Annotated in this window: 22 protein-coding genes; 12 read left to right on the top strand and 10 right to left on the bottom strand. The window is 69.5% G+C overall.

What is annotated here, in order from left to right; all coding sequences use genetic code 11:
- Positions 1-364 precede the first annotated feature (364 nt).
- Positions 365-2,479, top strand: a complete 2,115-nt coding sequence (ligA, locus tag ACFU5M_RS06715; RefSeq protein WP_379045061.1) for an NAD-dependent DNA ligase LigA — start codon at positions 365-367, stop codon at positions 2,477-2,479.
- Between the two features lie 123 nt (positions 2,480-2,602).
- Here the strand turns inward: ligA and ACFU5M_RS06710 are convergent, their stop codons facing one another.
- Positions 2,603-2,962, bottom strand: a complete 360-nt coding sequence (locus tag ACFU5M_RS06710) for a hypothetical protein (protein WP_379044886.1) — start codon at positions 2,960-2,962, stop codon at positions 2,603-2,605.
- A gap of 255 nt (positions 2,963-3,217) precedes the next feature.
- Positions 3,218-3,841, bottom strand: coding sequence for a TetR/AcrR family transcriptional regulator (locus ACFU5M_RS06705; RefSeq protein ID WP_379044883.1), 624 nt, complete (start codon positions 3,839-3,841; stop codon positions 3,218-3,220).
- Positions 3,842-3,930: 89 nt separating this feature from the next.
- Between ACFU5M_RS06705 and ACFU5M_RS06700 the strand changes: the two genes are divergently transcribed.
- From ACFU5M_RS06700 to ACFU5M_RS06675, 6 genes are all read left to right on the top strand, one after another.
- The gene (locus ACFU5M_RS06700; protein WP_379044880.1) at positions 3,931-4,815 is read left to right on the top strand and encodes a hypothetical protein; all 885 of its coding nucleotides are present in this window, start codon (positions 3,931-3,933) and stop codon (positions 4,813-4,815) included.
- Positions 4,812-5,159 (top strand): DoxX family protein, encoded by a 348-nt coding sequence (locus tag ACFU5M_RS06695; RefSeq protein WP_379044877.1) that lies wholly within the window; start codon positions 4,812-4,814, stop codon positions 5,157-5,159. The genes ACFU5M_RS06700 and ACFU5M_RS06695 overlap by 4 nt, the downstream gene beginning before the upstream one ends.
- A 123-nt stretch (positions 5,160-5,282) precedes the next feature.
- Positions 5,283-6,086: an SAM-dependent methyltransferase gene (locus ACFU5M_RS06690; protein WP_379044874.1), complete on the top strand. Its 804-nt coding sequence runs from the start codon at positions 5,283-5,285 to the stop codon at positions 6,084-6,086.
- A 245-nt stretch (positions 6,087-6,331) separates the two neighbouring features.
- Positions 6,332-7,576, top strand: a complete 1,245-nt coding sequence (locus tag ACFU5M_RS06685) for an ATP/GTP-binding protein (protein ID WP_379044871.1) — start codon at positions 6,332-6,334, stop codon at positions 7,574-7,576.
- A 20-nt stretch (positions 7,577-7,596) separates the two neighbouring features.
- Positions 7,597-7,920 (top strand): hypothetical protein, encoded by a 324-nt coding sequence (locus ACFU5M_RS06680; RefSeq protein WP_379044869.1) that lies wholly within the window; start codon positions 7,597-7,599, stop codon positions 7,918-7,920.
- A gap of 85 nt (positions 7,921-8,005) precedes the next feature.
- Positions 8,006-8,530 carry a GNAT family N-acetyltransferase gene (locus tag ACFU5M_RS06675; protein ID WP_379044866.1) on the top strand — a complete coding sequence of 175 codons (525 nt, stop codon included), beginning with the start codon at positions 8,006-8,008 and terminating at the stop codon, positions 8,528-8,530.
- Between the two features lie 294 nt (positions 8,531-8,824).
- Here ACFU5M_RS06675 and ACFU5M_RS06670 read toward each other — a convergent pair whose 3' ends face one another.
- Positions 8,825-9,475, bottom strand: coding sequence for an amino acid-binding protein (locus ACFU5M_RS06670; protein WP_379044863.1), 651 nt, complete (start codon positions 9,473-9,475; stop codon positions 8,825-8,827).
- A gap of 322 nt (positions 9,476-9,797) precedes the next feature.
- Between ACFU5M_RS06670 and gatC the strand changes: the two genes are divergently transcribed.
- A complete protein-coding gene (gatC, locus tag ACFU5M_RS06665; RefSeq protein ID WP_379044860.1) occupies positions 9,798-10,097 on the top strand; it encodes an Asp-tRNA(Asn)/Glu-tRNA(Gln) amidotransferase subunit GatC in 300 nt (99 codons plus the stop codon).
- Complete coding sequence (gene gatA, locus ACFU5M_RS06660) at positions 10,094-11,620, top strand: Asp-tRNA(Asn)/Glu-tRNA(Gln) amidotransferase subunit GatA (protein WP_379044857.1); 1,527 nt, start codon at positions 10,094-10,096, stop codon at positions 11,618-11,620. Before gatC ends, gatA begins: the two co-directional genes overlap by 4 nt.
- A gap of 131 nt (positions 11,621-11,751) precedes the next feature.
- Here the strand turns inward: gatA and ACFU5M_RS06655 are convergent, their stop codons facing one another.
- From ACFU5M_RS06655 to ACFU5M_RS06645, 3 genes are read right to left on the bottom strand one after another with little or no spacing between them, the layout of a single operon-like run.
- Positions 11,752-12,198: an SRPBCC family protein gene (locus ACFU5M_RS06655; protein ID WP_379044854.1), complete on the bottom strand. Its 447-nt coding sequence runs from the start codon at positions 12,196-12,198 to the stop codon at positions 11,752-11,754.
- A 54-nt stretch (positions 12,199-12,252) separates the two neighbouring features.
- Positions 12,253-13,644 (bottom strand): alpha/beta-hydrolase family protein, encoded by a 1,392-nt coding sequence (locus ACFU5M_RS06650; RefSeq protein ID WP_379044851.1) that lies wholly within the window; start codon positions 13,642-13,644, stop codon positions 12,253-12,255.
- Positions 13,641-14,429 (bottom strand): hypothetical protein, encoded by a 789-nt coding sequence (locus ACFU5M_RS06645; RefSeq protein WP_379044848.1) that lies wholly within the window; start codon positions 14,427-14,429, stop codon positions 13,641-13,643. Before ACFU5M_RS06645 ends, ACFU5M_RS06650 begins: the two co-directional genes overlap by 4 nt.
- Before the next feature lie 167 nt (positions 14,430-14,596).
- On the opposite strand from ACFU5M_RS06645, the gene ACFU5M_RS06640 reads away from it, so the two are divergent.
- Complete coding sequence (locus ACFU5M_RS06640; protein WP_379044845.1) at positions 14,597-15,826, top strand: sensor histidine kinase; 1,230 nt, start codon at positions 14,597-14,599, stop codon at positions 15,824-15,826.
- A 236-nt stretch (positions 15,827-16,062) separates the two neighbouring features.
- Positions 16,063-16,728, top strand: a complete 666-nt coding sequence (locus ACFU5M_RS06635) for a response regulator (protein ID WP_379044842.1) — start codon at positions 16,063-16,065, stop codon at positions 16,726-16,728.
- A gap of 7 nt (positions 16,729-16,735) precedes the next feature.
- Here ACFU5M_RS06635 and ACFU5M_RS06630 read toward each other — a convergent pair whose 3' ends face one another.
- Positions 16,736-17,638: a hypothetical protein gene (locus tag ACFU5M_RS06630; RefSeq protein ID WP_379044840.1), complete on the bottom strand. Its 903-nt coding sequence runs from the start codon at positions 17,636-17,638 to the stop codon at positions 16,736-16,738.
- A gap of 267 nt (positions 17,639-17,905) precedes the next feature.
- Here ACFU5M_RS06630 and ACFU5M_RS06625 point away from each other — a divergent pair, with 267 nt between their 5' ends.
- Complete coding sequence (locus tag ACFU5M_RS06625; protein WP_379044838.1) at positions 17,906-19,699, top strand: protein kinase; 1,794 nt, start codon at positions 17,906-17,908, stop codon at positions 19,697-19,699.
- A gap of 4 nt (positions 19,700-19,703) precedes the next feature.
- On the opposite strand, the gene ACFU5M_RS06620 is transcribed toward ACFU5M_RS06625, so the two are convergent.
- Genes ACFU5M_RS06620 through ACFU5M_RS06610 form a run of 3 tightly spaced genes read right to left on the bottom strand, consistent with a single transcriptional unit; the run spans position 19,704 to position 23,289 of the window.
- Positions 19,704-22,193, bottom strand: coding sequence for an FtsX-like permease family protein (locus ACFU5M_RS06620; RefSeq protein ID WP_379044835.1), 2,490 nt, complete (start codon positions 22,191-22,193; stop codon positions 19,704-19,706).
- Positions 22,194-22,222: 29 nt separating this feature from the next.
- Positions 22,223-22,930, bottom strand: a complete 708-nt coding sequence (locus ACFU5M_RS06615) for an ABC transporter ATP-binding protein (RefSeq protein ID WP_379045058.1) — start codon at positions 22,928-22,930, stop codon at positions 22,223-22,225.
- A 50-nt stretch (positions 22,931-22,980) separates the two neighbouring features.
- Positions 22,981-23,289, bottom strand: coding sequence for a hypothetical protein (locus tag ACFU5M_RS06610; RefSeq protein WP_379044832.1), 309 nt, complete (start codon positions 23,287-23,289; stop codon positions 22,981-22,983).
- Positions 23,290-23,356 lie beyond the last annotated feature (67 nt).

Genomic DNA, 23,356 nt, shown 5'->3' with positions numbered 1-23,356 from the left:
TGTGCTGACGGTCGCGGCCGGGTTGCTCGCCCCTGTCCTTGGTCCGCGCCGGCGGCGGGTGCTCGGCTGGTCGAGTGCCGCTTGCAGCCCTCTGATGTGAGTGCCGCGCCACTGCGGACAGCCTGTCGTGACCGCCGCCGAAGGGTTCGTGTCGGTGGGCGATCGGCTGGGCGATCACCGCGATCGACAAAGTCGTCCGGTGTCGGTGCCGCCGACGGTATGTCGCCGCTACGTGACGCCGCAGCGTCATGTCGACAGTGCGCTCGCGTCGAGAAACAGACCGGCCGGAATCCAGGCGCTCGGGTGCGGCGACGTGCGCGAACATGGCGATGTGCTGTCGGTGGCCTGCGCTAATGTGCGACGGGTGAGTGACAGCGACAGCGCGGCGGCCCCGGCGACGGCAGAGCAGCGGGTGGAGTGGCAGCGACTCGCGGACGAGGTGCGCGAGCATCAGTTCCGCTACTACGTCCGGGACGCGCCGATCGTCTCCGACGGCGAGTTCGACGCGCTGTTGCGGCGGTTGCAGGCCATGGAGGACGAACATCCGGACCTGCGCACACCGGATTCGCCGACCCAGCTCGTCGGTGGCGGCTTCGCGACCGATTTCACCGCCGTCGACCACCTCGAGCGGATGCTGTCGCTGGACAACGTGTTCGATGTCGACGAGTTGCGCGCCTGGGCCGCGCGGGTGGAGACGGAGACCGGGCCGGACCTGCACTACCTGTGCGAGGTGAAGATCGACGGCGTCGCGCTGAACCTGGTCTATCGGAACGGGCGGCTGGTCCGCGGCGCCACCCGAGGCGACGGACGCACCGGCGAAGACGTGACGCTCAACGCGCGCACCATCGACGACATCCCCGGCGAGCTGACCCCCAGCGCGGAATTCCCGATCCCGCAGCTGCTGGAGGTCCGCGGTGAGGTGTACTTCCGGCTGGAGGATTTCGAGACGCTCAACGCCGCCATCGTCGCCGAGGGCAAACCCCCTTACGCCAACCCGCGCAACACCGCGGCCGGTTCGCTGCGACAGAAGGATCCGTCGGTCACCGCGCGGCGCAGGCTGCGGATGATCTGCCACGGCTTCGGCCGGATCGAGGGCTACACGCCGACCTCGCAGTACGAGGCGTACCGTGCGCTCGCCGCGTGGGGTCTGCCGGTGTCCGAGCACACCAGGCGGGTGCAGGGCATCGACGCGGTGATCGAACGAGTCGCCTACTGGGGCGAGCACCGGCACGACATCGAGCACGAGATCGACGGCCAGGTGATCAAGATCGACGAGACCGCCCTGCAACGCCGCCTCGGCTCCACCTCACGTGCTCCGCGCTGGGCGATCGCCTACAAGTACCCGCCCGAGGAGGCGACGACCAAACTGCTGAACATCCAGGTGAACGTCGGCCGCACCGGCCGGGTGACGCCGTTCGCGGTGATGGAGCCGGTGTCGATCGCGGGATCCACGGTCGCGATGGCCACGCTGCACAACGCCGCCGAGGTCGAGCGCAAAGGTGTGCTGATCGGCGACACGGTCACCATCCGCAAGGCGGGCGACGTGATTCCCGAGGTGCTGGGGCCGGTGGTGGACGCGCGTCCCGAGGACGCGCGCGAATTCGTCATGCCGACACACTGCCCCGAGTGCGGCACCGAACTGCGCCCGGAGAAGGAGGGCGCCGCCGATATCCGCTGCCCGAACCAGCAGTTCTGCCCGGCGCAGTTGCGTGAGCGCGTCTACCACGTGGCCGGTCGCGGCGCCTTCGACATCGAGGCCCTCGGGTACGAAGGCGCGATCGATCTGCTGAAGTCCGGCGCCATCACCGACGAGGGCGACCTGTTCGATCTGGACGAGGCGACGCTGCTGACCACCTCGCTCTACGCCAACAAGAACGGCAGCCTCTCCGCCAACGGCAAGCGGCTGCTGGAGAATCTGGCCGTGGCCAAGGACCGGCCGCTGTGGCGGGTGCTGGTCGGCCTGTCGATCCGGCATGTCGGCCCCACCGCGGCGCGGGCGCTGGCCGCCGAATTCGGCAGCCTGGACCGCATCGAACAGGCGTCGGGGGAGGAACTGGCCGCCGCCGACGGCGTGGGCCCGACCATCGCGGCCGCGGTGGCGGAGTGGTTCACGGTGGACTGGCACCGCGCGGTGGTGGCGAAGTGGCGGGCCGCGGGTGTGCGGATGGAGGACGAGCGGGACGAATCCATCGAGCGCAACCTGGAGGGCCTGTCCATCGTGGTGACCGGCTCGCTGCAAGGCTTCACCCGCGACGGCGCCAAGGAGGCGATCTTGATGCGCGGCGGTAAGGCCGCGAGTTCGGTCTCGAAGAAGACCGCGTTCGTGGTGATCGGCGACGCGCCCGGATCCAAGGCCGTCAAGGCGGAGGAACTCGGTGTGCCGATCCTCGACGAGGACGGGTTCCGGCGGCTGCTGGAAGGTGGCCCCGAAGCTGTCGCGCCGGAGACGGCCGCGGAGGATGCCGAAGCCGAGGAATGACCAGCGCTCGACCTGAAGCGGGGGAGGAAACCGTCGCCGCTGACTACGCCGCAGCCGTGGACACCGGCTATCTGTGGCATGAATTCGGCGACAGTGCGCTGCTGTTCGACCCGGCCGGTCGACTCAGCCGGCCGTGACCGTGACCGTGGCGCCCAGCTGACCCGGCACGTCGAATCGTCCGCAGCGGCCGTCGCTCAAGTCGAGCTTCTGGGTGATCAGCTTGCCGCGGCGATTCTTGTACGTCGCTTCGGCGGACACGTCGGCGCTCGACGTCGAGCACACTTTCGACACCACACCGGGCGGGTCGTAGCCGACCGTCCCGCCACCTTGGCAGGTGTTCGTGCTGTTGGCCAGGAATACCCGTGCGGAGCCCTCCGGACACGGCGCGTCCGCCACCGCTTCCGGCGCCACGACCAGCGTGCCCAGCGCGAGCGCGGCGATCACCGAGCTGCCAACCACAAGACGACGAACCGTCGGTTCCATCGATACCCTCATCCCGTCGAACATTCCGGCAGTACACCGCGAACCACCGCGGCGTGCAGGCATGCTAACGCGCTATCACCGGGCTTGTCCCAGCGACCGGGTGCGGGTGCCGCGAGTACGGCAGGGCGTCCACGGCGATCGTCGCGCCGAGTTGCGGCGGGACGCACAGACTCCTGGCGATAGTTGGTGGCGGTCCGGCGGGGAGACGGTCGAGGCCGGTTCCCGGCCGAGGAGGCCATCACGAGAACTGCTCGGTCATCCTGCCGACGTGCACAAAGTGCGCTCCGCGGTGGCGGTCAGGCGTTGCACGGCGTCCTCGACGCCGAGTCCACGTCCGGTGATCAGCAGGTCGAGACTCTCGAAACTGGTCAGTGCCCAGAGCACGTCGATGGCCCACTCGACGGAAACGTCATCGCGGAGGGCGCCCGCAGCGGCCAGGCGGTGGGCCAGATGGGCGACTCCGCCTCGCCGGTCTTCTTCGATGCGGCGCACGGCTTCCGCGGCAGAGGTGGGATCCAGGCGGTCCATCGCGTGCAGGACCCGATAGATGTCGAGATCGCGCGCCTTCATGCGGCTGGCGGCGGCGATGGCTTCGCGGAGATGGGTGCGAGGATCGTCGGCGCCGACCGCGGCGGTCAGCTCCCCGATGCCCGTCCGCTCGGACAGATCAGCGACGAAAGCATCGAAAACTCCTGCGCGGGAGCCGAAATCAACGTAGATCGTGGAGCGGGACACGCCGGCGATCCTGGCCACCTTGTCGAGGCTCAGTTGCTCTGTGGGGGCCTCCCGTAACCGCTGTGCGACGGCGTCGAGGATTCTCCGCCGGGTCTGTTCGGCGCCCTCGGCGCGGGCGACCTGGTCGTACTTGCGCTTGGTCATGAGCTTCATTCTGCCATTTTCAGTTGACAGACTGTCCATCCAAAGCTCATCCTTTTACAAGACAATCTGTCCGATGAAACGGAGATCAAGTGATCGACCCCTCTGCACGAAGAGCCGGCTGCGGCCTGCTCACGCTCTGGCCGGCGGGGCTCGTCCTCGTCCTTGCCCACGCCGAGATGCCCAGCGTGACCACACCGGTGTTCGTCGTCCTGGACGTGATCTATGTGCTGTGCGCGGTGGTGCTCGTCCAGCGTCTAGCGCCGACCGCGGAGCCCGCTGCGACGACATTCGTGCTGGCGGGCATCGGATTGTTCGCCGTCTGTGGGTTCACCGGCGGCCCCACGGCCCGCGACCCCGAGGCGATGATGGTGAACACCGCGGTGCTGCTCGTCACGTCTGTGGCACTGCTGACCGGCGCTGTCGGATTCCTGCTACAGCATCGGCGGTCGGCTTCGATCGGCACGGCGGTACAGGCGGTTGTTCTCTTCGCGATCGGTACCTGCGGGTTCTGCTTGAACCTGATCGCTCGATTCGCGATCGTGCTCACGGGCGCCGACCGGCAACAACTGGCGGTCGAGGACACCCACTGGATGGCCTCGCGATACCTGCGCGGGCTGGACGGTCCGGTGGATTTCGTCGGTTACACGCTGGTCTGGCTCGATCTGGTGCAGCTCGCGTACATCGTGACCGCGTACCTGGCGGCAGCGGCTCTGTCCCGGCTGGCGACTGCGGAAGCAGGGGTGCTTCGGCGCACGGGAGTGGTCCTCACTCGCACCGGCTACGGGCTGGCGGCCGCGTTGTCGGCCGGTGCCGTGCTCGCCGTCGTCATGCCTCGGTCGGTCGATGAGTTTCCCGCGATCGTCGCCTTCGTCATCAGCATCCCGTTCATGGCGACGCTGGTTCCCTTCGCCCTCGGCGTGGCGGTGCTGACCACCGCCGGTCATCGTGCTCGACAGACTCAGGAGTTGAAATGAACATCGTGACAGCGCTTGTCGCGGGTGTGCTGGCGTTCGCCGTGGCCGGTTCCGCGGCGGCTACCCTCGCGCGTCAACCGAAGCTCGTCGGCATCGTGGCCGCGGTCGGTTTCCCGGTGCGGCGAATGTGGATGCTGGGAGTGGTCAAGCTCGCCGCTGCCTTCGGATTGGTCTGCGGGCTCCTGTGGCCGCCCCTCGCGGTAGCCGCTGCCATCGGTCTCGTCGTGTACTTCTGTGCCGCCATCGGAATGCATCTGCGCATGCGGCAGCGTGACATCGCGGCGCCGGCCGTATTCCTCTTTCTTTCGGTCGTGACTTCGCTGCTTCTGGCGGTCGGCCTGTGAATCCCACTCGCGTGTCCGCGGGAGATGTCGCAGGCTGGGCAGACAGTGACGATGGCTCGCCGAGGCTCCGTCCATCGAGCGAAACGACGCGAACCCGGCCTCACACACTTAAGGACATCAATCGTGCTCAACGATAATTTCCCTCGCTCGAACGCTTACCATCCCGACTGGGTGCGGTCCGGTGTCAGTGGTGGAGCCCATCCCCTCTGGCTCACCGAATGGGTGACCGAAGCGCTCGAACTCCGGCCCGGTATGCGGGTCCTGGATCTCGGCTGTGGGCGAGGCGCGTCATCGGTGTTTCTGCATCGAGAATTCGGCGTGCAGGTGTGGGCGGTCGACCTGTGGTTCGGCCCCGACGAACGCGCGGCCCGCTTCCGGGACGCGGGCGTGTCGGACGATGTGTTCCCCATTCGCGCCGACGCGCGGGCCTTACCGTTCGCCGGCGAGTTCTTCGACGCGATCGTGAGTATCGACTCGTTCGTCTACTACGGCACCGACGACCTCTATGCCAACTACCTGGCCGCCTTTGTCCGGCCCGGCGGAGCGATCGCGATCGCCGGCGCGGGCCTGACCCGCGAGATCGACGGACCGCTTCCCGATCATCTCCGGCCTTGGTGGGAGCCGAGCATGGCTTGCCTGCATTCGGCCTCCTGGTGGGAGCGGCACTGGCGACGCAGCGGTGTGCTCGAAGTCGACACAGCCGACACCATGCCCGATGGCTGGCTGCGATGGCTGGACTGGCAGTACGCGGTCGCGCCGGAGAACACCGTCGAGATCCGCGCCCTCGAACAGGACGAGGGCAAGTATCTCGGCTATGTGCGCGCGGTCGCCCATCGTGCCGACGCCGCCCTCGATCCGCCGATCACTTCGGTGACCACCACCTATCAGCGGCATCCACTGTTGCGTGCGAGCCGACGAGAACACTGACGACGAACCGCGATCGCTACGCAAAGACACCGACCGGCGGCGGTGGAACGCGCACCCCTGCTCCACCGCAACGGCTCGAACGAGATCGTCGACACCGAACGAGCCCGAGTTCTGAACGAGATGAGCCGAAGTCGGGCGAATAGTGGGTGCGCCTGCCCTCTCGCGCGAGGCAGGAGTGCGGCGCCGATCGCGGGTGCCGACGGGGTGATGTCGCCCCGCCGGTGTGCGGACGGAAGTATGGCGGCATGCTGCGCAGTTTTCAGGTGACCAATCACAGATCGCTGGCCGACGAGCAGGAGTTGCGGCTCACCAAGGGGAGCGGGCCGGTGGCCGTGCCGGTGACCGCCGTGCACGGTGGCGCCGCTGCGGGCAAGACGAACCTGATCGATGCGCTCGCGCAGATGCGCGACGCGGTGCTGCACTCGGTGACGGGATGGGACCCGTACGCGGGGCCGGTGCGTGCGCCGCACCTCGGATCCCCGCAGCGGCCTTCGGAATTCGTGGCGGCGTTCGTGGCCGAGGGCGTGCCCTATACCTATGGTTTCCAGCTGGACAACGCCGACGTGACGGCGGAATGGCTGCACACCCACCCGCGCTCGCGCAAGCGAATCGTGTTCGAGCGCAGCGGGGAACAGATCAAGATCGGCCCGATGTTCGAAGCGGCGCGGTACGGGATCACCGCGCTGGCTCCGTTGGTGCGTCCGAACGCCCTGCTGCTCAGCCTCGCCGGCCAGATGTACTCCGACGCGCTCGTGCCCGCCTACCGATGGTTCGAGTCCATGCTCGAGGTACAGCACGGTCCCGCCGAACCCGACGCCATCGCCCAGCGGCTCGGCAGCCACATCTCCCGGTCCCCGGACAACGCGGCGCGGCTGCTGATGCTGCTACGCACCGCCGAATTGGGCATCACCGACCTGCTCATCGCCGAGCACGACCCTCTCTACGCCGACTACCTGCGCGAACTGGACGCCGACATCGCCGGTCTGGGCAAACAGATCGACCTGTGCGCCGGCTCGCCCGGTTATGCCGATCAGATGCTGCGCGACAACGGCCTGACCGCCGTGCTGCTCGAGCGCGAGCTGACCAACCTGAAGGCCGCGCGCGACGCCCTGTACGCCCGGATGGTGGCGCGGCGCGGCGTCGGCCTGAGCCTCGTGCACGAGGGCATCGACACCGCGTTCGGGATCGGCGACGAATCCTCCGCCACGCTGTCGTTGCTGCGGGTGCTGCCGGCCATGCTCGACGCGCTGGACGCGGGCCGTGTGCTCGCCGTCGACGACATCGGCGCGTGCCTGTCCGCCGAAGAGACCGATCGGTTGATCCAGCTCTTCCAGAACCCGGAGACGAATGCCCGTGGCGCTCAACTGATCTTCACCACCGACAACCGGATGCTGATCGATCGCGGCAACGGGCGTTCCCAACGCACCCGCATGTCGGTCTGGCAGGTCCGGCGCACCGGTCGGGGCACCAGCGAGCTCGCCCCGGTGTGACGCGCACCTAGCATGGGGGCATGCTGGAGTTCGTCGCGTTGGTGACCCTGACCGCGGTGCTGGTATCGCTGATCGTCTTCGCCATCCGCGGCAGGCGGGGCTATGCGCCGGCGAGCCCGGAGGAGGGGACGCTGTACGTCACCGGTGTGAGCCCGCGCCCCGAAGCTCCCGGCGAGCAGTTCGTGACCATCACCGGGAACCTGACCGGTCCTTCGGTCCCCGGCAAGGTCGTGTACGGCCGCTTCGTCTGGGACACGAGTTCCTGGCCGGCGATCGGCGATCTGCTCACCGTCGTCTATCCGGCGGGCAAGCCCGACCGCTGGCAGATCTCCCGGCCGGGCTGAGTGGTCGCCCGCTGCTGAGTGGCGGCTTCGTACGAGGACGGCACGTGCCGTAGCCCACGTCATGGTCGATGGCATCATGCCGGGTATGGATGTGCGGGACGCGGGCGTCGTGGTCCGGGCGGCGCGGCCGGAGGAGTACGACGCGGTCGGCGAGCTGACCCTGGAGGTCTATGTCGGCGAGGGCTATGTGGAGGCGGGCAGTTGGTACGCGGGCGAGCTGGCCGACACCGCCCGCCGCGCCGCCTCGGCCCGGATTCTGGTCGCCACGCACGCGGACCGGATCGTCGGCTCGCTCACGGTCGCACCGGCGGGCACGCCGTACGCGGAGATCGCACTGCCCGGTGAACTGGAGTTCCGTATGCTCGCCGTCGCGAAGACGGCGCGCGGCCTCGGTGCGGGAACGGCGTTGGTGCGCACGGTGATCGATCAGGCTCGCGCGGAAGGCCGCGCCGCGGTCGCCCTCACCACCATGCCCGCCATGGTCGACGCCCGCCGGATATACGACCGCTTCGGCTTCCACCCCGTGCCGAGCCGCGACTGGCGAACCAGCGCGGGGGAGTTGCTGCACGTGCTTCGGCTACCGCTCGACCCATCAGGCGAACCCGCGTAGGTTTTCGTCGGGTCGCATCCGTGCGGCCCGGTCCCCAGGAGCACTGAGCCGTGCCGGGCAGCTGCTGCGTCGGGCTCCGTGCAGTCCGGCGGGCCGGAACCCTACCGACTCGATCGAGGTGGCATCCGCCGTGCCGGGCAGCTGCTGCGTCGGGCTCCGTGCAGTCCGGCGGGCCGGAACCCTACCGACTCGATCGAGGTGGCATCCGCCGTGCCGGGCTCGCAATGGGGCGTGCGCCGAGAGTTCCCATCAATGTGTTCATCTGCGGCGCGAAACTCGTAGCGCCGCTTCGGATCAGCCGAGGACGGTGGCGACTATCCCGGCGAGGTAACCCAGCCGGGCCACCTCGGAGGGGCGGAAGTCGGGGCCGCCCGGCCGGCCGAGCAGCAGCACCTTGCCGGTGTTGCCGAGCGGAGCGGCGGCCAGTTTGGTGTCCATGTCACGCCAGATCTCCGGCACCCAGTCGGCTTCGGGATCGAGCACGCCGGGCTTCTCCAGCGGCATCCACGGCGCCGAACCCGCTTGTGTCTGCGGCGCACTCGGGCTGCCGACCACGCGGTAGGCGCCCTGCGGCCCGATGTCGATGATCGTGCTCCAGCCCACCCGCAGCACCCGCGGCACGCCGTCCACCAGCACTTGCATCCGGTCGTCGCGAGCACCGGCGACCTGATCGATGAGTTCGAGTTCGCGGTGGGTGTCGAGCACGCCGGAGTACGGGCGGATCGAGTCCACGTGCACGTCGCCGATCGATTCGGCGGCCGTGATGAGGGTGTCGGGGAGCGCTCCGGAGGGCACTTCGACGACCAGATCGTCGACGGCGTAGCCGGCGCCGCGCTCGACCACATCCAGCGAGAGGATGTCGGCGCCGACGGAGCCGAGTGCGAGAGCGAGAGCACCGAGGCTTCCCGGTCGATCCGGAAGTTGCACGCGGAGCAGATACGACACGTGCGTTTCCTTTCTTAGGGCGGCCGAGGCTCTGAACGAATACCCGGGTCACGCAATACTTACACCCCTTCCGGCCGGTTATCGAGTCGAAGACCATCCAGTGACGCACGCCACTCGGCGAATTCGCGCCAAGGCGGCGTGTCGGACTAGTCCGAGCGGACGTGTCGCGGGCCGGAAGGGGTTGTGCGTGGCCTGCCGGGCGCCGACCCCGCCGCCGCGCCGACGAAGCGCGGGTGCCGGATGGTGACCTGGTCGCCGGTGGCTAGGCTGTGTGGGTTGAGCACAGTCGATAGTTGATACCGAAGCCGAAAGGGGTCCCGCGGTGCCCGCCATCTCCCGCGACGAGGTCGCACACCTCGCCCGGCTGTCCCGGCTCGCGCTGTCCGATGCCGAACTGAATCAGTTCGCCGGACAGCTGGATTCGATCCTGAGCCACGTGCGGACCATCTCCGAGGTCGCCGCCGCCGACGTCCCGCCCACTGCCTCGCCGAACCCGGCGACCAACGTGACCCGGCCCGACTCGGTGGTGCCGGGCCTGACTCCGCGCGAGGCGCTGTCCGGCGCGCCCGCGGTGGAAGAGCAGCGGTTCATGGTGCCGCAGATCCTGGGAGAGGGCGAATGAGCGCAGCATCGCGTCGCGATTCCGTGGGGGGCGGTGGCCGGGAGACAAATGGGCCTGACCTGACCACACTGCCGGCGGCCGAGCTGGCCGACAAGATCCACAGCCGCGAGCTGTCGTCGGTGGAGGTCACCCAGGCGCACCTGGACCGGATCGCCGAGGTCGACGGCGAGTACCACGCCTTCCTGCACGTCGCGGGGGAGCGGGCGCTCGAGGCCGCGGCCGCGGTGGACGCCGCGATCGGTGCGGGCGCCGCGCCCGCCTCGCCGCTGGCCGGAGTTCCCTTGGCGCTCAAGGACGTCTTCACCACCACGGACATGCCGACCACCTGTGCGTCGAAGATCCTCGAGGGCTGGGTCTCGCCCTACGACGCGACGGTCACCACGCGGCTGCGCGAGGCGGGCATCCCGATCCTCGGCAAGACCAACATGGACGAGTTCGCCATGGGGTCCTCCACCGAGAACTCCGCCTACGGCCCGACCCGCAACCCCTGGGACACCACTCGCGTCCCCGGCGGTTCCGGCGGCGGTTCCGCGGCGGCGCTGGCCTCGAACCAGGCGCCGCTGGCCATCGGCACCGACACCGGCGGATCGATCCGCCAGCCCGCGGCCGTCACCGCGACCGTCGGCACCAAGCCGACCTACGGCACGGTGTCGCGCTTCGGCCTGGTCGCGTGCGCGTCGTCGCTGGACCAGGGCGGTCCGTGCGGCCGGACGGTGCTGGACACCGCGCTGCTGCACGAGGTGATCGCCGGATACGACCCGCGCGACTCCACCTCGCGTGACGTGCCGGTGCCGCCGGTGGTGGCCGCCGCTCGCGCGGGAGCGCAGGGCGATCTGCGCGGCGTCAAGGTCGGTGTGGTGAAGGAGCTGCACTCCGACAGCTACCAGCCCGGCGTGCTCGCCTCCTTCGACGCCGCTGTCGCGGTGCTGAAGGATCTCGGCGCCGAGGTGGTCGAAGTGTCCTGCCCGCACTTCGAATACGCGCTGTCGTCCTACTACCTGGTGATGCCGTCGGAAGTGTCGTCCAACCTCGCGCGGTTCGACGCCATGCGCTACGGCCTGCGCGTCGCCGACGACGGACAGCACAGCGCCGAGCAGGTCATGGCGGCCACGCGCGCGGCCGGGTTCGGCCCGGAGGTCAAGCGGCGCATCATGATCGGCACCTACGCGCTGTCGGCGGGCTACTACGACGCCTACTACGGCCAGGCGCTCAAGGTGCGCACCCTGATCGCCCGCGACTTCGACCAGGCCTACGAGCGGGTCGACGTGCTCGTCTCGCCGACCAGCCCGTTCACTCCGTGGAAGCTGGGCGAGAAGGTCGACGATCCGCTGGCCATGTACCTGTCGGACCTGTGCACGCTGCCGACCAACCTGGCGGGCCATCCCGCGATGTCGGTCCCCTCCGGTCTGAGCAAGGACGACGGCATGCCCGTCGGCCTCCAAATCATGGCTCCCGCCCTCGCCGACGACCGCCTCTACCGGGTGGGCGCGGCTTACGAAGCCGCCCGCGGCCCGATCGCCTGACGTTCTTCGCCGGAGCCGCTCGATCGCCGCACGGATTGTGCGGAAGCGAGCGGCTCCGCGAGATCGCAGTGCGGGCGAGACGAATCGGGGGCTTCGGCATGCTCACCAACGCGAGCAGTCCTTCGCTGCGCTCAGGAAGCGCGCAGCGATTCGGCCTGCTTCTGGATGCCGTCGGTCATGCCCTCGAAACCGCGCCGCAGGTTCTTGCCGAGCAGCGCGACGACTACGGGATGCAGCCATCCGCCGAGTTCGAAGTGCGACTCGTAGCGGGTGCGATCGTCCGGCAGTGGCGTCACCGTGTGTGAGCGCAGGCTGTGCAGCGCGCCCGGGGGCACCGGTTTCATCGAGTAGCTCAGCTCCCGGCCCGGCGTGTGCGAACGGATCCATTCCCGCTGCTTGCGTGGGCTCGAGCCGGAGACCCGGACAAGCATATCGATCGGCTCGCCGGGCACCAGTGAACTGCGGCACTCCGCGACGAAGGGATTCCACTCGCCGTAGCGGGAGAAGTCGGTGATCACCTGCCACACCAGTTCGGCGGGGGCGTCGATGTCGGCGGCGAGGTCGATGACGAAGGCCATGCAGAAATTAGAACATGTTCTAGAGCTTGCCGTGCGGGCGCCGCGCCGCACGGCTCAGCAGGAACCCATGGCGGTGCCCTGATCGGTCCCGTAGCGGTGGCCGTGGCCCGGCGGGGCGTCCAATGCGCCGAGCAGATCGGCGGTCGTCTGCGCGAAGCTGATCACCGGAAGCCACTGCGGAACCGGAGCGTCGACGCGGGCCCCGGTGAGATCGGGTGCGCGCCACAGCTGCGCGAGCGACCAGTGAATCACCGGGTCGGAGGTGTTGGCCAGCACCCTCGCGCCGCCGCGGTGGATGCGGTTGGCCGGAGGTCCGGCCCACAGCGCCGCGCAGGTCCGGCCGTCCTGCTCGGCGTCGTCGGCGAAGACGGCATTGCCGCCGAAGGCCCCGAGGCTCTGCCCGTACAGGTAGAGCTTCGGCGGGTGCGCCAATCCCTGGATGTGGCGTTCCACGGCGGTGAACAGCGTGCGTGCGGCGGTGACCGCGGCGTCTCGGCCGAACACGAACGTCGCCCAGCTCGGGAGGTAGGAGTACTGCAGCCCGACCAGCGCCACGTCGCCGTCGAAGCGTTGATCGAAGCCCGCCACGGCGTTCGCGTCGATCCAGCCCGATCCGGTTGGCACCGTGACCACCAAGTGGGAGCGCGTGAAGCCGCCCGAGCGCTCCAGTTCCCGGATCGCCAGCGCGACGCGAGTGTCCAGGTCGGGCGCCGAGGCCACCCCGATGTAGACCCGCACGGCTCGGACCGAGGGATCGCTGATGAACTTCCGCCCTTCGGCACCCAGCGATGTCCAGCTCACCGCGGACTCGGCGCTGCCCGATCCGGAGTGCGACACCGGTCGCACCAGAGTGGGATCCAGCTCGGCGTTGGCCCGCGCGTACACCGACTCCCGCCATCCGATCATCGCGGGCACGCCGGCGAGATACAGCAGAACCGCCGCGACGGTAGCAAGCGAGACGCCCCGGGCCAAGCCCATTCTTCCGGCCGCCCAGGCGATCGAGCGGGTGGCGCCGACGAACACCCCGATGATCAAGGCCGCGCCGAGCGCCCACCGCACCCAGTAGCCCGGGCCGATCGACGGTGTGTCCATCGCGGCGCGCAGCCGGTTCTGCCAGTGCCCCGCGTTCGCCGTAGCGCCCACCACCAGCACCGACGTCGCGATCAGCAATGGCAGCCGCAGCCATGCCTGCCGCTGGTTGATGTCGAAGCCCCAACGTCGCAAAATGATTCGCGACAACCCTGCCACGCCGAGGATGAGCGCCGCGAGGAGCCCGGTCAACACGGCTTGCGTGCTCGGCGTGCGCGGAAGCAGTCCGGGTGCGAGCGAGGCCAGCACGCCGGTGCCGATGCCGAGCGTCGTGCCGATCCGTGGCGGCACGACCCGGCGGACCCCGATGGCGACCCACGGGCGGCGACCCGGGAACCCCAGGACGGACGAGGTCATGGCAGTACCGCGCCCGTGGCGTACGACGGATTCGACGCGGGCGCGGGGGCACGCCGTCGGTTGCGTACGACGAGAACCGCCGTCAACCCGGTGATTCCGGCGCCGAGCACGCCGAGCAGCTGCGGGGCCGCCGTCGGATCGGCAGCCGCGGCGCCGAGCAGGGGTTCGGCCACGGGCGCGCCGTAGTCCTGCCGTCGCGAGTTCAGATCGACGGCGGTGTTCGCGATCGATGCCATCGCGTCGCAGCGGGCGCGGGAGAACGAGTCGACGCGGGTGGCGCAGGCTTGGTGCATCTGCCGGTCCAGCGTCGCGTCGAGGGCCTGGCGCGCCCACGGGCCCAGCGGTTCGCCGCGCCGGTCGGCATAACGCAGCAAGTCGTAGCCGAGGTCATGGGCTTTGCACGCGGTATCGAATTCGGCGGGCAGCGTCACCGGAGAAGAGCAGTCGCCGCGCGGGTTGACCAGCAGACCGTCCATCGTGCTCGGCCGGTAGCCGGAAAACGCGACGAAGTCCGCCGGGATCGCGGTCAGCGCCTCGGGGCCGCCTGCGGCCAGTTCGGCGACGGCGGCGCTCGCCTGCGCGCTCTCGATCGGCGCGGCCGTCGCGGCGGCCCGCGGGGCGGGGGCGAGTAACACCGTCGCCGCCACAGCGGTCAACGCCGTCGCGGTGAGCGCCGCGTAGCGTCGCGTATGGGCGGTGACCGAAGAGGATGCGGCGGAATGGATTCGGGCTCCTACGGCCGATGCGGACCGGGTCTCGCGCCCGGCGCTGGTCGGTGTGCTCATGGCGACGACGTTAGGGAACCGCTTCCGGCAACCGCCTCACGCCCGGGGACGTTTCCCGTGCCGTGCCGCCGAGGGAGTCGCCGCCCGATCTCCCACCAGGGTATCGGGCCGGAAATCACCCGTGGGTATGAGGCCGCGGTGAACCCGGAGTTCCTAGTGTCGTAGGCATGAACGGAGAAAGTCGCGCCTGGACGCGACGGCTGGACGCGCGGACCTGGTTCGACCTGGGCACGGTGCTGGTCGCGCTGATCTGGTACACGGTGGCATGGCCGACCTTGCACCTGACCCACGCGGTCCCCACCGCGGTGCAGCCGTTCATCGCCGCACTCGCCGCGTTCCCGGTGCTGCTGGTCCGGATCAACCCGGCGCTGGGCTGGTCGATCTCGGCGGGCTCCGCGCTGGTGATCGCGCTGGCGATCCCGCATCAACCGAACAACGACCTGCCGTTCCAGGTCGTCCACTTGCTGTGCCTGCTGCTACTGCTGCTCGCGGTGGCGGTGCGCGCCCCGGGGCAGATCGTGGCGGTGGCGTGGGCGGCGACGGCCCTGCTGTTCGCCACCACCATGCCCGGCGAAGGGGAGGCGTTCGCGAACGCCGCGTGGGGCTGGCCGATCGCGCTGGCCGCGCTGGTGCTGTTCGGCCTGCTGATCCGCTGGCTGGCGTTGTCGCGACGGCAGCTGGTGCGTCAGGAGGAGGCCAACGAGCTCGAGCGGGCCCGCCGGGCCATCCTGGAGGAGAAGGCTCGCATCGCCCGCGATCTGCACGACGTCGTGGCCCACCACATGTCCCTGGTGGTGGTGCAGGCGCAGACCGCGCCGTACCGGGTCGAGGGCGTCACCCCGGACGCTCGCGCCGAGTTCGAGTCCATCGGCGCGACGGCACGCGAAGCGCTCAACGAGATCCGTGGCATGCTCGGCGTTCTGCGCAGCGACGGCCAGTTGCCGGAGCACGCGCCCCAGCCGAAGGCGGCAGACGTGATCACCCTGTTCGAGGGCGCGCGGCGCGCGGGCGTGCACATCGAGTGGACGGTCGACGGCGCGCTGGACACGATCGCGGAGACCACCGGACTCGCCCTCTATCGCGTCGTCCAGGAATCACTGTCCAACGCTTCCCGGCACGCGCCGGGCGCGCCGGTCCAGGTGCGCATCGCACGCGGCGCGGAACTGCTGCTCGACGTCGAGAACGGGCCGGGAGCAACGCCCGCCCGGCCGGTCGGCAACGGCGGCCACGGCATCGCGGGCATGCAGGCGCGAGCCCTCGCCGTCGGCGGTGAAGTCACGGCGGGGCCGCGTGCGGACGGTGGTTTCGGAGTCCACGCGCGCTTCCCGATCACCGCGCCCGAAGCCGCTGCCGCCGATGTCGATGCCGTGGTGTCCGCGCAGGGGCCAGGACGTTGAATGCGTGGACCACGGCCGCGGAGCGTACGCGGACTCCGATCGGCGCCGATGGGAGGCGTTGTCGACGGTCACGTGTCGCGGAAACCCTGGCCGTGCCGGTGCGGTGCGGTGGGGTAGGCGAGCCCGCGGCACAGCGATCGGTCGATGGCACGCTGCGGTGCCCTGCCGTCGCGGACGGCAGCCTGGTGGGCGAGCGGGCGCGCCGGGCGGAGGTGCGGGGCAATTAGGGTGAGCGGGTGGCAATTACGGTGTTGATCGCCGACGACCAGGCGATGGTCCGGCAGGGGTTCGGGGCGTTGCTGGCAGCGCAGCCGGATATCAGTGTGGTGGGTGACGCGGCCGACGGGAAGATCGCGGTGGCCGAAGCGAAGCGGCTGCGCCCGGATGTCGTGCTGATGGACGTGCGCATGCCGGAGATGAACGGGCTGGACGCGGCTCGCGCCATCCTGGCGGCCGGGTTCGATCCGCCGGTGCGCGTACTGATGCTCACCACCTTCGACATCGACGACTACGTCTACGAGGCGCTCGGCCTCGGCGCCAGCGGGTTCCTGCTCAAGGACGCGCCCGCCGAGGAACTGGTGCGCGCGGTGCGCGTGGTCGCCGACGGTCAGGCGTTGCTCGCGCCCACGGTCACCCGCAGACTGATCGCCGACGTCACCCGCCGCCGCAGCGCGGCCCGCGCCAAGCCTGCGCCGCAACTGTCCGCGCTGACTCCCCGTGAGCGGGAAGTGCTCGAACTGATCGCGAAAGGCATGTCGAACTCCGAGATCGCCGAAGCCCTGTTCGTGGCCGAGCAGACCGTGAAAACCCACGTCTCCAAGGTCTTCGCGAAACTGAATTTGCGGGACCGGGCGCAAGCGGTGGTCCTGGCCTATGAGACCGGCCTGGTCACGCCGGGTTGAGCCGGACTCACAGCGGCGGGCAGGACCCGCCGCGCAGTTCGCCGAGATGACGACCGAGCATCCGCGCCATCCGGCTCAGGATGGTGGTGGAGTCGTCGAAGCTGCCGGAATCGGCCGTCGCCGCCATGGCCACGGCGATCACGCCGTTGCGGACCGGGACCAGCCCGAACTGGCGGACGGTGTAGATGCCGGTCGCATCGTCCGGACCCCAGCCGCCTTTGAAGGCCGTGCCCTCCAAGACGCCCAGACCCCACGCTTGCTCGGGAGTGATCTCCGTCATCAGCTCGGTGACGTGGAAAGACTCGGGCAGGCAGGGCAGCCGGGAGGCGAAGCGGGCCTGGTTGGCCAGCGTCCATTCGGTGCCGCCGAAGGAGGTGTAGTCCAGGGTGGTTCGCGGGCCCGCCACCCCGGTCGTGGCGTCGCCCGCCTCGTCGATCACGTCCTGGACCGCCTTGGCCGCTTCCAGCCCGTCGCCGAGCGATTGCCACAGCGCCTCGGCCGCGTCGTTGTCCGACCAGGTGATGGCGGCCTCCACCTCGTGCAGGATCTCTTCCTGGGAGTCGTGCCGCAGCGCCGCGATCGCGAGCGGCACCTTGATGGTCGACCACGCGATGCCGCTGACCCAGTCGCCGAAGACGGTCATCCGGCCACCACCCACGGGGATGATCGCCATGCCGACCTGTCCGCCCAGCTGCGGCTGCAACTGGGTGAAGTCGGCGGCCAGTGAGTCCGGTACGGACACCGCGAGGTTCGGCCGCCAGGCTCCCGCTGTGTCGACGACCACGGCGGGGGTGTCGGTGGCGGCCCGATCGGCGGGAAACAGAGTGCACGAGGTCAGTGTGAGCAGCACCACCATCGCTCCGGCGCGCAGCGCGGCACGGCACGTCGAAGCGGATCTCGTCGACCTCACCACCGAGTCCTCCCCACCACCGGTGACGCGGTCACACTGTATATCGGCGGTGCAAAATAGCTCATCGGGCTCGTCCGGCCGGTGACCGGGCGAGAGACATCGCCGCGGCGCGCGGCGGCGTCGACGGCACGATGTCTCGACCATAGTTTTGCCGATCTTCCCGGAGAATTCGAAACTCCGTGGCCACGGCGTCACCCGGTAGGCTCCAGGATCGGTAGGAAAGCGCCCGGACGTGTTGTCCGGCCGCTGCGGTCACCTGAAGGGGGCGTGTTGCTCAACAGCGGTGCGGTGTTCGCCGGGTTCACCATCGAGAGGATGCTCGGCCAGGGCGGCATGGGATCGGTGTATCTCGCCCGGCACCCCAGGCTGCCGCGGCAGACCGCGCTCAAACTGCTCAACCGGGAGTTGTTCACCGACGCGGAGGTCCGGGCCCGGTTCGAGCGGGAAGCGGACCTGGCGGCGCAGCTGGACCATCCGAACATCGTCGCGGTGTACGACCGCGGCACCGAGGACGAGCAGCTGTGGATCTCCATGCAGTACGTCGACGGGGTCGACGCGGCGACGGTGAACCCGCAGGGCCTGCCGCCGGAGCGGGCCGTGCAGATCATCGAGGGCGTCGCGTCCGCACTGGATTACGCGCACGGGATGGGCGTGCTGCACCGGGACGTGAAGCCCGCGAACATCATGCTGGCGCGTGCGGTGGGCGGCCAGGGCGAGCGGGTCTTCTTAACCGATTTCGGCATCGCCCGGCTGCGCGAGGACTCCACCCACCTGACCCAGACCGGCATGTTCACCGCGACGCTCGCCTACGCCTCGCCCGAGCAGATGACCGGTGCGCACCTGGACCACCGCTCCGATCAGTACTCACTGGCCTGCGCGCTGTATTGGTTGCTGACCGGCATCGCCCCCTTCGACGCCCCCGCCCCGGCCGACATCATCCGCGGACACCTCCAGTTGCCTGCCCCCTCCGTCGCGGCCCGGCGCGCCGGTCTGTCGCCCGCGCTCGACGCGGTGATCGCGAGGGCCATGGCGAAGCGGCCCGACGACCGATATGCCTCCTGCGTCGAATTCGCCTCCGCCGCACGGCGCGCGCTCACCGAGCCCGCTCCGACGGTGGTGGCCGCGCAGTACCAGCCGCAGCCCGCACCCACCGTCCTCGCGCAACCGGCCTACCCCGGGCCCGAGGCGAGTCAGCCGACCTACGTTCCCACGGCATCCACCCCTGGCTACACCGCGCCGCCGCAGTACCACCCGAACCCGACCGGCGGACAGCACTTCCCGGCGTCCAACGGCTACGTCGCGGCGACTCCCCAGCCGAGTTATCCCGCCGCGCCGCCACTTTCCGCCCCGACTCCGCCGCCGATCGGTTATCCGCCGTACCAGCCGCCCGGCCATCCGTCGCAAGGCCGTTCCAACACCGGCCTGATCGTGACGATCGTTCTGGTGATCGTGGCGCTGCTGGTCGGGGCAGGCATCGTCGTCGCGAAGATCGGATTCTCGGATTCCGCGTCGCCGCTGGACTTCGGCACCACGACGCCCGCAGGACCCTCCGATGCGGACAAGCTCGCCAAAGCGTTCCCGGAACTGCTGCCACAGGGCGTCGATACGAAATACGACATCGGCTCCGGTCCCGGTTATCGCGGTAAGACCTGTTTCCTCGGCACCGCCAAGCCGGGCGGCAAGGTATCCAGTGCCAATGGCGTACCCGACTTCCCGAACTGGGCGAAGGCCTGGAATTGCTGGGGCACGCCGATCGCCGAGCCCGATTACGTCCTCATCGGCTTCAAGTCGCCGCAGGACGCTCAGGCCGCGGTGCGGGACCTGCCGTCGAACACGGCCGCGACCGAACGCAACGGCGGCAAGTCGTATTCGACCTACCGCTGGCAGGAGAAGGCCAGCGGATTTCCGGACGGCTATCTGGTCGTCGACTTCGACGACGATCCGGCCCGGTCGAGCTACCTGCTGTTCGCCACGGTGACCCTCACCGACAGCAACCCGAGTTCCGGATTCGGCATCACCGCGGCGAAATTCAAGACGTGGTTCGCCGAACTGCCGCTGTGAACGCTCAGTCGACCGCGAGCGCCTCCACGATGGGCAGCCGTGCCGCGCGCAACGCGGGCGGAATCGACCCGAGCAGCGCCAGCGCCAGCGCGATCGTGCCGTAGACCAGCAGCATCGGGCTCGGCCGGTAGGCGACGTCGATGGTGAGGGCGTGCCCGATGGCGACCGTGCCGAGGAATTGCACCGCCGCGCCGAGCGCCAGACCCAGCACCGCGCCGACGAGCCCGATTCCGGCGGCTTCGGCCAGCACCGAACGCATCAGGAATCTGCGCCCGGTGCCCATGGCGCGCAACACGCCGAGTTCCCTGCGGCGCTCCAGCACCGAGAGCATCAACGTGTTGAGCAACGCCACCGTGGCCACGAGCACCACGATCCACAGAATGGCGTTGCTCATCGCCATCCCCTGCCGGATGCTCGACGACGCGGCCACCACGGTGTCGGCGCCGGTGTCCACGTTCAACTCCGGCGGCACCACCTGCCGAATCGCCGCGAGCACCGCCGCGCGATCGGCGCCGGGGGCGAGGTCGGCGGCGATCACCGTCTCGCCGGGCCGCTCGTACCAGGTCCGCATCAGGTCGAGGTCCATCATCACCACGCCCGCGATGGCGGAGAAGTACGGGATCACCTGCAGCACCCGCACCGTGTGCGGGCCGGTGGGCGTCGGCAGGGTGAGTTCCGCGCCCGCACCCACGCCGAGCGAGCGCGCCACGTCGCGGGAGATCGCCACGCCCTCTCCGGCCGACAGCCGGGCCACCGAATCGTCGGTGAGCATGCGCATCCGGGTCTCGCGGGCATCCGCCGGGAACCCTTGCAGCATCACGCGACTGCCGCCGAGTGTGGCGAAGGCCATCTGCGCCGGGCTGAGGTGCGCGACGCCCGGCACCGCCGCGAGCTCCTCCCGCAGATCCGCGGGCAGCAGCGGCCCGGTCGGGAACTGCGCCATCGAGGCGGGGCTGATGTAGACGTCGTTGCGGGCCAGATCGGTGAAAGTGACCGTCGCCGAGTCGATCATGTTGCTCGAGGCGCCGCTCATGCCGACGGTGGCCCCGACGCCGATCATCACCGTCATCGCCGTGGCCCACACGCGCCGCGGCGAGCGTTCCAGCGTGGTCGCCCCCAGCGCGCCGGGAGCGCGGAACCAGCGCGCGATCCCCGCCGCGGCCCGCACGATCGGACCGGTGGCGGCGAAGCAGAGCAGGATCGCGGCGATGAACGACATCGAGATGGCGGTCAGCGAATAGCGGCCGAGATCGCTGCTCGCGATCAGCACCGCGGCCCCGGCCAGTCCGCCGCCGGCCACGACAGCCAGCCAGCGCAGCAGCGGGCTCGCCGTATCGGTCCGGCCGGCCCCGACCGGAGCCAGTGCCTCGATGGGCTGGACCTTGTACACCTGACGCGCCGCGAGCGACGCCGCGAGCACACTGGTGCACACGCATGCCGCGACGGCGAACGGAATCACGTACCAGGGCACCGAGTATTCGGTCCGCGCCTCCACCGACTCCACGATCGCGGTGGGCAGCGTGCCGATCGCGACACTGCCCATGAACACGCCCAGCGCCGCGCCGACCGCGCCGCCCAGTACGCCGAGCAGCGCGGCCTCGGCCAGCAGATCGCGCACCATAGGTCCGCGTCTGCCGCCGATCGCGCGCAACAGCGAGAGCATCGGCCTGCGCTGGGCGATCGCCATGCTCATCGCGTTGTAGATGAGGAACGCCGAGACGATCAGCGCGGCGGCCGACGCCATCGTGGTGGAGTAGCGGACCATTTGGATCGCCCCACCCGCCTGTGAAGTGCGCAGACTCGGCTCGGCCACCACCGCGCGGCCGTCCACCGCTTCGGTGAGCGCCGCCCGTACCTGCGCGAGGTCGGCCCCCTCGGCGGGAATGATCTGCACGGAGTCCAGTCGTCCCGCGCGATCGGTGACCTTCTGCGCGAGCCCGAGCGGGGCGGCGACGAGGTGACCGCCGTTGAGCTTGCCGGAAGTCTCCTCGTCGAGGACGCCCGCGACCGTGACCGTCGTATCGCCGAGCATGAACCGCTCACCCTCGGCACGGCCCAGTCCCGCGCCCACCAGCACCCCGTTGGGCACCGCGAGCAGCTTTCCCGTGAAAGCGTTCATCGGCGCGGTCAATTCGCTGCCCAGCGCGCCGATGTTCGAATCGGCGCCGATCAGCAGCGCGCGGTCGGCGCCGGTGCCGATCTGCGTGCGCAGCATCGGCACCGCCACCGCGACGCCGGGTGTGGTCGCGATCCGTCGCAGCAGTTGCTGGTCGAAGCCGGCGTCGGTGATACCGCTGACCTCCAGTTGCGCCTTGCCACCCAGGCCGCGGGTCAGCTTGTCCACCGAGCCGGTGACCGAGCCGGAGATGCTCAGCACCGCGACCAGCAGCGACGCCGAGACACCCATGACGACCAGTGACATCAGGGTGCGGCCGCGATGGGTGAGCAGTTCGCCGATATTGAACAGTCGCAGGCGATCCCACGCGGCGCTCACGCTTCGCTGCCGCCTCCAGCCCTGACCGCTCACGCGGTGACCGCCCGCTCGACCTTGTCGTTGGACCCGATCCGGCCGTCACGCAGGGTGATCACCCGGTCGCAGTAGGTCACCGCGCCCATGTCGTGGGTCACCATCACCACCGAACTGCCGGAACCGGCGATCTCTCCCAGCAATTCGAGGATGGCGGCGCCGGTCTTGGAGTCGAGGTTGCCGGTGGGCTCGTCGGCCAGGATCAGCGGCGGTTCCATGATCAGCGCCCGTGCCACGGCCACTCGCTGCATCTGCCCGCCGGACAATTCGGCGGGACGATGTTCGGCCCGCTCGGCGAGCCCGACCCGGTCGAGCAATTCCAGGGCGCGCGGCTTGGCCTTGCGCAAACCCGTGCCGTCCAGCAGTTTCGGTATGGCCACGTTCTCCCATGCCGAGAGCGTGGGCAGGAGATTGAAGAACTGGAACACGAAACCGACCTGGTGGCGCCGGAACGCCGACTGCTGTTCCTCCTCCAGCGCGCCGATCTCCTTGCCCCGGAACCGGATCGAGCCCGCGTCGGGACTGTCCAGCGCGCCGAGCAAATGCAGCAGAGTGCTCTTACCGGAACCGGAGGGCCCGATGATCGAGGTGAATTCTCCGCTCTCGATACGCAATCCGACGTCGTCGAGCGCGCGGACCGCCTGACCGCCGACCCGATACTCCTTCGTCACGCCCGATAGTTCCAGCATCGCCGGTTCCGGCATCGTTGTCCCCCGCTCCGTACGGTCGATCAAATTTCGTTCCTCGTCGCGCGTTACCGCGCCATGGCCTCCGACGCGAGTTTGCGGCGACGATACTGCGCGTCGAGCACCGCGCGCAGCACCGGCTGCTCGGCCGCCAGTTCGAGGTAGGCCTCCATCGCCGTCAGCCCCTGGTCGAGTTTCGCGGCGAAATGCAGGTTCCACCGGTAGTGCAGCATGAGCAGGAGCCCGTCCGCGCCACCGAACAGCCGATGCAGGTCACCGAATCCCTCGAACAGGTCGGGATCGGCCGGGTCGAGCGCCGCGCGGGTGAGCACGGTGTGCACGATTTCGGTTCGAGCGTGCTGATCCGTCCAGGACATGGCCATCGCCTTCCGCTGTGAACTATCGCCCACGCTACGGACGCGACGGTCTCGTTGTCGTCGTGCC

It is taken from the genome of Nocardia sp. NPDC057455, from assembly GCF_042802775.1.
Classification (GTDB): Bacteria; Actinomycetota; Actinomycetes; order Mycobacteriales; family Mycobacteriaceae; genus Nocardia.
Note: the sequence above shows the minus strand (reverse complement) of the source record. Positions and strands in the feature narration are given on the sequence as shown.

Bases quoted from the DNA above. Each gene is read 5' to 3' on its own strand.
- ACFU5M_RS06710 (WP_379044886.1), bottom strand. From the start codon at position 2,962: ATGGAACCGACGGTTCGTCGTCTTGTGGTTGGCAGCTCGGTGATCGCC.
- ACFU5M_RS06705 (WP_379044883.1), bottom strand. From the start codon at position 3,841: ATGACCAAGCGCAAGTACGACCAGGTCGCCCGCGCCGAGGGCGCCGAA.
- ACFU5M_RS06695 (WP_379044877.1), top strand. From the start codon at position 4,812: ATGAACATCGTGACAGCGCTTGTCGCGGGTGTGCTGGCGTTCGCCGTG.
- ACFU5M_RS06685 (WP_379044871.1), top strand. From the start codon at position 6,332: ATGCTGCGCAGTTTTCAGGTGACCAATCACAGATCGCTGGCCGACGAG.
- ACFU5M_RS06680 (WP_379044869.1), top strand. From the start codon at position 7,597: ATGCTGGAGTTCGTCGCGTTGGTGACCCTGACCGCGGTGCTGGTATCG.
- ACFU5M_RS06675 (WP_379044866.1), top strand. From the start codon at position 8,006: ATGGATGTGCGGGACGCGGGCGTCGTGGTCCGGGCGGCGCGGCCGGAG.
- gatA (WP_379044857.1), top strand. From the start codon at position 10,094: ATGAGCGCAGCATCGCGTCGCGATTCCGTGGGGGGCGGTGGCCGGGAG.
- ACFU5M_RS06655 (WP_379044854.1), bottom strand. From the start codon at position 12,198: ATGGCCTTCGTCATCGACCTCGCCGCCGACATCGACGCCCCCGCCGAA.
- ACFU5M_RS06650 (WP_379044851.1), bottom strand. From the start codon at position 13,644: ATGACCTCGTCCGTCCTGGGGTTCCCGGGTCGCCGCCCGTGGGTCGCC.
- ACFU5M_RS06645 (WP_379044848.1), bottom strand. From the start codon at position 14,429: ATGAGCACACCGACCAGCGCCGGGCGCGAGACCCGGTCCGCATCGGCC.
- ACFU5M_RS06640 (WP_379044845.1), top strand. From the start codon at position 14,597: ATGAACGGAGAAAGTCGCGCCTGGACGCGACGGCTGGACGCGCGGACC.
- ACFU5M_RS06615 (WP_379045058.1), bottom strand. From the start codon at position 22,930: ATGCCGGAACCGGCGATGCTGGAACTATCGGGCGTGACGAAGGAGTAT.
- ACFU5M_RS06610 (WP_379044832.1), bottom strand. From the start codon at position 23,289: ATGTCCTGGACGGATCAGCACGCTCGAACCGAAATCGTGCACACCGTG.